Source organism: Alistipes megaguti (assembly GCF_944320325.1).
GTDB lineage: Bacteria > Bacteroidota > Bacteroidia > Bacteroidales > Rikenellaceae > Alistipes > Alistipes megaguti.
Window position 1 is genome coordinate 1 of the sequence record NZ_CALUHA010000056.1, and the last position, 7,595, is coordinate 7,595.

A 7,595-nucleotide genomic window follows, 5' to 3' on the forward strand; every position below is an offset into this window, starting at 1 on the left:
TACCAAAGCGCGCAGGGCAGAGGAGAGATGCGCGAGAGCGTCGAGCAACTCTTCGCGCGAAGAACCGGCCGTTGTCACCGTGAAGTGGTTCTTGTCGCTCAGATACCACGTGTCGGAGATTGTCGTCCGGATTTCGCGGCCGCGCATCCGGGCCGAGACGGCCTCGATGAGCAACTCCTCGCGGGCTTTGGCCACGGCGTCGTTCAGCGTTCGGACCGTGATGCTCCGGTGGGGGATCATCACCTCGAGTTGAGTGCGGTTGTAGAGCGAATCGCGGATCTCAAACACTCGGGTTCCCGGGGTGTATTCGAGCGGATAGACCTTGAAGTCGCGGGCCTTGCGGGGTGCGAGCGATGAGAATTGTTCGCGGATTTTTCCCTCCAGTTCCGACGTGTCGAAATCGCCCACGGCAACGATTGTTGCCAGTTCCGGCACATACCATTTCCGGTAGTAGTTTTCGAGTGTGGCCGGTGTGATGCGCCGGATGTCCTCGATCGTGCCGAGCGGCAATCGCCGGGCATGGATTCCCTCGCCGATCTTCAGGTCGTAGAAGTCGTCGCCGACGTCATACCCGCGCAGCTCCTCGAGGATGATACCCCGCTCGGTCTCAACTCGTTCGGGGCTGATCACCAGACCGTCCAGCCAGTCGCGCAGAATCAGCAGGGCACTGTCAATGACCCCCTTGCGTTGGGTGTCGGTCGGCACGGCGAAGAGGTAGATCGTCCGGTCCTGACTCGTGAAGGCGTTGATATCCACGCCGTACTTCATTCCGAGCGTTTCGAGGTAGCTTTGCAGCGACTTGTCGGGGAAGTGACGCGAACCGCCGAAGGCGACGTGCTCCAGAAAATGCGCACAACCCTTCTCCCGATCAAGCTCCTGGACCGATCCGGTCCTCAATACTAGTCGGAATTCAATGCGCGAGGCCGGAAGGTCATTTTGGCGAAGGATGTAGTGTAACCCGTTGGGGAGCATCCCTTCGCAGGTCCCCTGGGGTAATGGTAGAGGCTCCGGTTGAGCTTGTAATAAAGCCGGGAACAGGGCTGCCAGCATGCCAACAGCCGAGTTCCGGATGATTCTCTGAATACGTTCGCCCATGATTGTTCGGGGTTAACGGTGTTCTTATTTCGTGTAGGTGACGTGTACGCGGGTGTAGTCGCCGGCGTAGGCGTGGTCTATGACGAACTGGAAGGTCATCTCGCCCTTCTCGAAGTCGATATGGCCCTTGCTCTCGAGCCAGTTCTCACCTTCCCATTCGTTCGTATCGGCACCGCAGTAGAAGAGGTAAAAGGTCGGATTGGCAAAACCGCCCTGGTCGTAGATCTCCTGCATGTCTGCGTCACCCTTGTCGAGCAGCTCTTTCTGGCGGTCCCAGGCCGTGAAGGAGTAGTCGAAGGGTACGACCATGTAGGTGTCGCCGTAGGAGTCCTCTTTCGGGCCGAGGATTTCGAGGTCGGCGCCCGTCGCGGAGAGGTTCTTGCACCGGATGCCGTCGAGCGTGACGTTGAAGGTCTCCTCGCTCGTGGCTGTCCATCCGATGCGGTCCATCAGGCGCTGGTTGGCGCTCTCTTCGCCCTGCTGGGTCCAGATCTCGTCATCGTCGACGGTATTCTGGCGGAAGACCCAGTAGAGGTATTCGGTCAGTCCCATCGGGTTGTCGACCATCTTCAGTACGGGCATGTCGGCTGTCGACTCCTCGCTGAGGGTGATGACCGTCTGACCCGGGATCTCCTCGGTCTTGGGGGTTGAGAATTCGTTGGTTGTGCCGTTGCCCGGGATGTTGAGCGTCGTCGTGCACTTCATCACGCCGAGGAATTCGTTAAGGTCGATGCCGAACTTTTCCTTGTAGCCATCGATCAGCGCTTTCTGTTCTTCGGTCAGTTCGGGCACGGCCGGGTTGGGGTTGACGCGGATGCGCAGTGCCTCGGCAAGTTCCATGCCTGCGGGCAGCTGTGCAGCATCGATTCCCACGGTGATATAGGTGCTTTCCGTAAGGAGATTCTTGACGTTCGATACGACCTGGAAGGTGGCGCTCTTCTCACCTGCGGCGATCGTTACGGGGTTGCCCTCCAGACGGAGCAGCTCCTGCGTGTCGTCCTCCAGACGGAAGGTCAGCGTCGTGGTCGTCTCGACCGACGACGTAAGGGACACCTCTACTTCGAGCGGCGTGGCATCCGACTCCATGATGACGGCGTTGTTGTCGGTCGCCGTCAGATAGATCTTATTCGTACCGGAGTACCCGGTGGCTTTCTCTTCGTTGCAGGAGGTCATGGCGACGGCTGCCGTCAGCAGCACCCCGCCCCAAAAGCATACTTTTTTCATCTTTATGCGTTTTTTTGATGATGAATGTTCAGTTATCTGGTCCGATCCGGATTGTCTCATGCCGGATCAGTTCTCGATCTTGGGCCACCCCTCGTTCTGGGTGACGTTCTCGTTGTAGAAATACTCCTCCTGGGGGATGGGCAGCGTCCAGCGGTAGTCCGTGGCGTCGATGCGCTTGTCGCTGTTCCCCTGTCCCCAGTCGGCGAGCACCCCTTTGCGGTAGTGCTTCAGGTCGAACCAGCGCTCGCCCTCGCCGACGAACTCCTTTTGCTTCTCGGCGAGAACGGTCTGCAACAGGGCGTCACCCGTAAGCGCCTCGTCGAGCGGCCGGGCCTTGCGGCGTGTGAGGTATTCGTTGATTGCCGTGCGTGCCTCGCCGTCGTGGTTGCCCTGGAGGCAGTAGGCCTCGGCCAGTACGAAGCAGGCCGTCACGGTGCGCAGCTTGTGGATGCAGGAGATCTCCGTAGCGTCCCAGTTCATGCGGTTGTACTTGCCCAGGCAGCGCATCGTGATCGTCTCGCCCACGGTCTCGCCCGGAAGTTCCTTCGGATAGATACTCTCCGCACCGCGCAGATCCTCCGTGTCGTAACTTGCCGCGAGCTCTTCGGAAACCTCCAGGAAATCGCCCTTTTCGGTGTCGTAACGCATGTCCAGATAGAACGGGGCAGTCGTGTGACGCGAGAAGAGGCTCTCGGGACCGGCTCCACCGTTCCACAGCTGCCGGTAGTTCGTCTCCGTGAAAAGATCGTACCCGCCAGCCGTGGTCAGCACGAGATTGGCCCACTCGACCGCCTTTTCATACTGTCCGGCATAGAGCTCCAGCTCGGCAAGCAGGCACCGCACCCCTTGCTGGGAAATCCAATAGGCTGTTTCTGGACTGTTCTCCGTGGCAACGGCTTCAGTCAGCAGGGTGCGGATGTAGCCCACACAAGCGTCGATGCTCGAACGGGGCAGGAATTCCAACTCGAACTGCTCCTTGAGGATTACCCCGTCGCGGCTGCCGCCCTCGGAGATGTCCGGGGCAAAGAGGCGCAGCAGGTCGAAGTAACAGTAGGCCTTCAGAGCCTTGGCTTCGGCATTCACAGCCGCAAGTTCAGCCTGCTCGCTTTCGTTCTGCGGTGAGATCGCCACCGTGCGTTCGAGCACGGCATTGGCAATGGCTATCGATTCGTAGTAGCCCTGCCAGAGCGTGAGGGCTAGATTCGTCATGGGCAATGTTTGCCATTTGTAGAGGTTGCCCAGGTCGCTGTTGCGCGAAATGAGCGAGGTGGTTTCGAAATCGTCGCTCAACACCGACAGCTCAAACTCCGGGTTGGGAAGTCGGTCGTAGGCCGAGGCCAACAACTCACGGGCCGTCGTCACGGAGGTGATGGCCGACGGGTCGGAGAGCTGGTTTTCGTAAGGAATGTCCAGCGTGCAGGCCGTGCTGCCCAGCATTGCAATCAGCCCCGAAAGTGCATATCTGATGATTTTTTGCATGGATGTCATTGTTTCAGAAGGTGAGACTGAGGTTGAAGGTCAGTACGGGTTGCATCGTCCCGGCCAGTGATCCGGTTTCGGGGTCCGACTCCTTGTAGGGCGTGATCATGAAGAGGTTCGAGGCCTGGAACGCCACGCTGGCATACTTGATCACCCCGCCGCAGTTGCGTTCGAGCCACGCCGGGGAGAGCCGGTAACGAAGCGACAGCATCGACATCTTGAAGTAGTCGCTCTTGCCGACTGTCATCGTGTTGGCGTAGTTGAGCGAGGCGATTGCCGAGGAGCTGAAGAAGGGCGAGTGGTAGATCTTGTCCTCGTCGCCGCGCTTAAACCACATGTTGTCGACCTGACCGCGGATCGCATTCTTGTTGGCGTCGTCCGTGTTGCGGACATAAGTGTAGTTGTAGGGGCGCACGCCTCCGAAGACATAGTAGAAGTCCATGTCCAGATCAAAACTGCGGTACGACAGACTCACGTTGATCGATCCGCTGTAGGGCGGCGTGCTGTGGCCCAACGCCACGATATTCTCTTTGGAGGGGGTCTCCGTGGCGGGAATCTCGCGACCGTCAGCCCCTCGGAAAACCGGAAGTCCCGTAATGGGATCGATCCCCAGCGACTCCAGACCGTAAAGCATGTCGTACGCCTTTCCCACTTCGTAATCGGGTATGATCGACTCGGCGCTGGCGTAGATCCGGTCGGCATAGTACAGGTCCATGACCTTGTTTCGGTTGTAGGCCAGCGATCCACGCAGCCACAGACGCCAGGGATCCCGATCCACAACCTTGACCGAGGCGGAGAGTTCGTATCCTTCATTCCGCAGTACGCCGATGTTGCGCAGCATGGTCGAGAACCCGTTCGAGAGGGAGATGGGGACCGACAGCAGCGCATCCTCGGTATCCCGGCGGTAGAAGTTCACGCCGAGAGTCACTCGCTTGAAGAGTTCGAGCGAAAGCCCCGCATCGATCGATTCGGTCTGCTCGGGCTTGAGGTCCGTATTATAGAAGGCCAGGAGCTCCAGCAGACGGGCATCTCCATAGAAATCCGTCGAATAGGAGAAGGTCCCGATTGCCGAAGCCGAAGATACGCCAGCCAGATTGGCCATCTTGCCATACGAAGCCTTGAGGTTGAGTGACGTGATGACACGGCTGTCGCGCAGGAATCCGTAGCGGGTCGGCGTCCAGCCCACACCGACGGCCCAGGCGGCGTTCCACCGCTTGTCGGCCGGGAGGATCGACGAGGCGTCGGTCTTGTAGGTGGCAAACAGGTCGTAGGTCGAGTCGAACGAGTATCCGAACACCAATCCGAATCCCATCTGGGCACTCTTCTCCTTGAGTGAGCCGACCGATGGTTTGCGGTTGCCGGTGATCGACTGGTTGATGGCCGCCGGTGACATCTGCGTACCGACGCCGTAGCCCGTGATCGAGACGTTGTCCTGATCCGTCAGGTAGTAATCCATGTTGCCGCCGACGGTCAGGTCGTGGCGTTCCGCAAAGACCCGATTATATGTCAGACGGATGTTCGACGACACGTTGGTCGTAACATTTTTGTTCTTGGTCAGACGACCCCGTTCGTTGATGGCCGCACCCGACTTGCGCTCCTCAATCGAGGTCGAGGGCAGCAACGTAAGACCTTCGTCCAACATGAAATCCACACCCGCTACGGCATCGACGTCGAGACCTTCGACCGGGTGGAGGTTGAGCGATCCGCTTATGCCGGCATGCTTGTCGGTGGATTTGCTCTGGTATTGGCTCAGCAGGTCGTTGTAGGTATACTCCGAGGATTCGTTCGAGAAGGAGACCAGCGGGCTGGTTTTGGTCTCGTACGAGTTGAGCTGATAGACGAGGTCCGTCGGCGAGAAGGAGCTGCCGTTCGGGGTGTTCGTGATCGAGTATCCGGCGTCACTGGCCAGCGAGAGGTAGCCCCAGCGGCCCAGTCGTTGATCGAGGCTCATGCGTGTGGAGATGCGCTGCACATCGTTCCCGGGAACCCGGCCTCCCTGTTGGGAGTAGTTCGCTGAAATAAAGTAGGAGGTGTTTTCGTTTCCGCCGCGGATGCTGAGGTTGTGGCGCTGGTAGATGTTCGGGCGGATGAGCTCCCGGAACCAGTCGGTGTTGATGCCTCGCAGCGAGTCGAGCACGCGGGCCCCCTCGGCGATCATTTCGGTGAGACTCGGATCGTTGGGGTAGTATTTGCGGTAATAGTCGGCGCTGTAGCGATACCCGGGGGTAGACGGATTTTGCAACAGACGTTCTATCTCCAGCTTTTCGTCGCTCTGCATCATCTCCACGCCACGGCGGCCGCGCAGCGTGACGCCGATGCTGAAGTCGTAGTTAACTTTGAGTACTCCGTCGGGGTTTCCGCGCTGGGAGGTAATTTCGATGACTCCATTTGCGGCTTTTACGCCGTAGAGGGCGCATGCCACAGCATCCTTGAGGACCTTGATCTCTTCGATGTCGGCAGGATTGAGCGTCAGGAAGGCATCCGAAGAGATGATCTGTCCGTCCATGACGTAGAGGGGTTCGTTGGCCGTATCTCCGGCTCGGAACGATGAGTTCCCGCGCAGACGGATCTGCGGTTTGGATCCCAGATCCCCCGTATTGGTTACGATGAGGCCCGGAACGGCTCCCTGCAGGGCGAGCGACATGTCGATCATCGGTTTGTCGTTCAGACGTTCCATGTCTACGCGCTGTACGACGCCCGATTTGGCGCGGATGTCGAGTTCGTTGATGTTGCGGCGGGCGACCACGACCACTTCACTCACATCGGTAACATCCTGCTGCATGGCGGCATCCTGAACTTTCTGTCCGGTATACTTTACGGATACTTCCTTCATGCCGATGAAGGTGAAGAGCACGATGTCTCCCATGGCCCATTCTCCGCGCAACGTATAGTGCCCGTTGGTGTCGGTAACGGTTCCCTGCATGGTGCCTTTGATGCGCACGGTGGTACCCGGAAGGGGCTGCCCGTGGTTGTCGGTGACAGTGCCGCTCAACTCGCAATGTTGCTTGATAGTTTTTTCTTGAGCCCAGCTACCCATGCTTGGCAACACTAGCAGTATCCAGGAGAGGAGAATTGCGAGGTAATGTTTTTTCATTCAGAGCAGGTTTGTTCGTATATATAAATTATGTTGGATATGGAGATGTGCTCGATAGGACTGTAGCTTGCTCGCTTATGGAGTTCGGAACACATTCTCAAGAGTTTTTGCAGATTTAAATCTATTTAGACTGAAAAACATCGTTAGCTGCGTTGTGACTCGCATTTTCAAATACGGGAACAAAAGTACTTTCAAGGGAAAAGAGAAACAATCCCGAGTTTTAGGTATTTTCCAGTATCATGAGAGTTCTGCTTGCATAATAAAAACGGAGCTTCCTGTGAGCCTGAAATTCTCGTCATTACTGCTTATATTTCCCTCGATAACCTTGGATTCTTTCGTTGGCAGAGACTGTTATTGAAAGTGATATGGTTAATTATTATGGCTCCTCCTCTACATGATGTAATGTCATTTTATGAAGATTGGCGGACTTGATCTTCTCCGGGGAACTTGCCAGAATGGTCTCGACCTTTTTCAAGGAGGCGTCATCTCCCAGACTGGACGCTTTCAGCGGCGTCACGGGTGCTTTTTCCCCATTCTCATCCAGCACGGTATATACCAAACCGTGGTATGGCCTTTCTGCACGGGTCCCTTGCAGTTCTTCTACACCGATACGATACAGGGCGAGAAGAGCTCTCAATTCCCGTCAGGATCTTCAAATATCAGTCTTGTCGACAATACGGAAGCCTTTCCCTTGTTGACTTTC

5 protein-coding genes are annotated in these 7,595 nt (G+C 57.2%); all 5 read right to left on the minus strand.

The window, feature by feature from the left end; genetic code table 11:
* On the minus strand, positions 1-1,095 hold a 1,095-nt coding region (locus PUQ42_RS10105), incomplete at its 3' end, for a M16 family metallopeptidase (protein ID WP_420534968.1).
* A gap of 24 nt (positions 1,096-1,119) precedes the next feature.
* A complete protein-coding gene (locus tag PUQ42_RS10110) occupies positions 1,120-2,319 on the minus strand; it encodes a DUF4929 family protein (protein ID WP_273373382.1) in 1,200 nt (399 codons plus the stop codon).
* Positions 2,320-2,385: 66 nt separating this feature from the next.
* On the minus strand, positions 2,386-3,798 hold the full coding sequence (locus PUQ42_RS10115; protein ID WP_273373383.1) for a RagB/SusD family nutrient uptake outer membrane protein: 1,413 nt from the start codon (positions 3,796-3,798) through the stop codon (positions 2,386-2,388).
* 13 nt (positions 3,799-3,811) lie between these two features.
* Positions 3,812-6,892 (minus strand): SusC/RagA family TonB-linked outer membrane protein, encoded by a 3,081-nt coding sequence (locus PUQ42_RS10120; protein ID WP_273373384.1) that lies wholly within the window; start codon positions 6,890-6,892, stop codon positions 3,812-3,814.
* 376 nt (positions 6,893-7,268) lie between these two features.
* The gene (locus PUQ42_RS10125; protein WP_273373386.1) at positions 7,269-7,529 is read right to left on the minus strand and encodes a hypothetical protein; all 261 of its coding nucleotides are present in this window, start codon (positions 7,527-7,529) and stop codon (positions 7,269-7,271) included.
* Between the last annotated feature and the right edge of the window lie 66 nt (positions 7,530-7,595).

What these genes read in the sequence shown, in the direction of transcription:
- PUQ42_RS10120 (WP_273373384.1), bottom strand. Translation starts at nt 6,892, where the DNA reads ATGAAAAAACATTACCTCGCAATTCTCCTCTCCTGGATACTGCTAGTG.
- PUQ42_RS10115 (WP_273373383.1), bottom strand. Translation starts at nt 3,798, where the DNA reads ATGCAAAAAATCATCAGATATGCACTTTCGGGGCTGATTGCAATGCTG.
- PUQ42_RS10110 (WP_273373382.1), bottom strand. Translation starts at nt 2,319, where the DNA reads ATGAAAAAAGTATGCTTTTGGGGCGGGGTGCTGCTGACGGCAGCCGTC.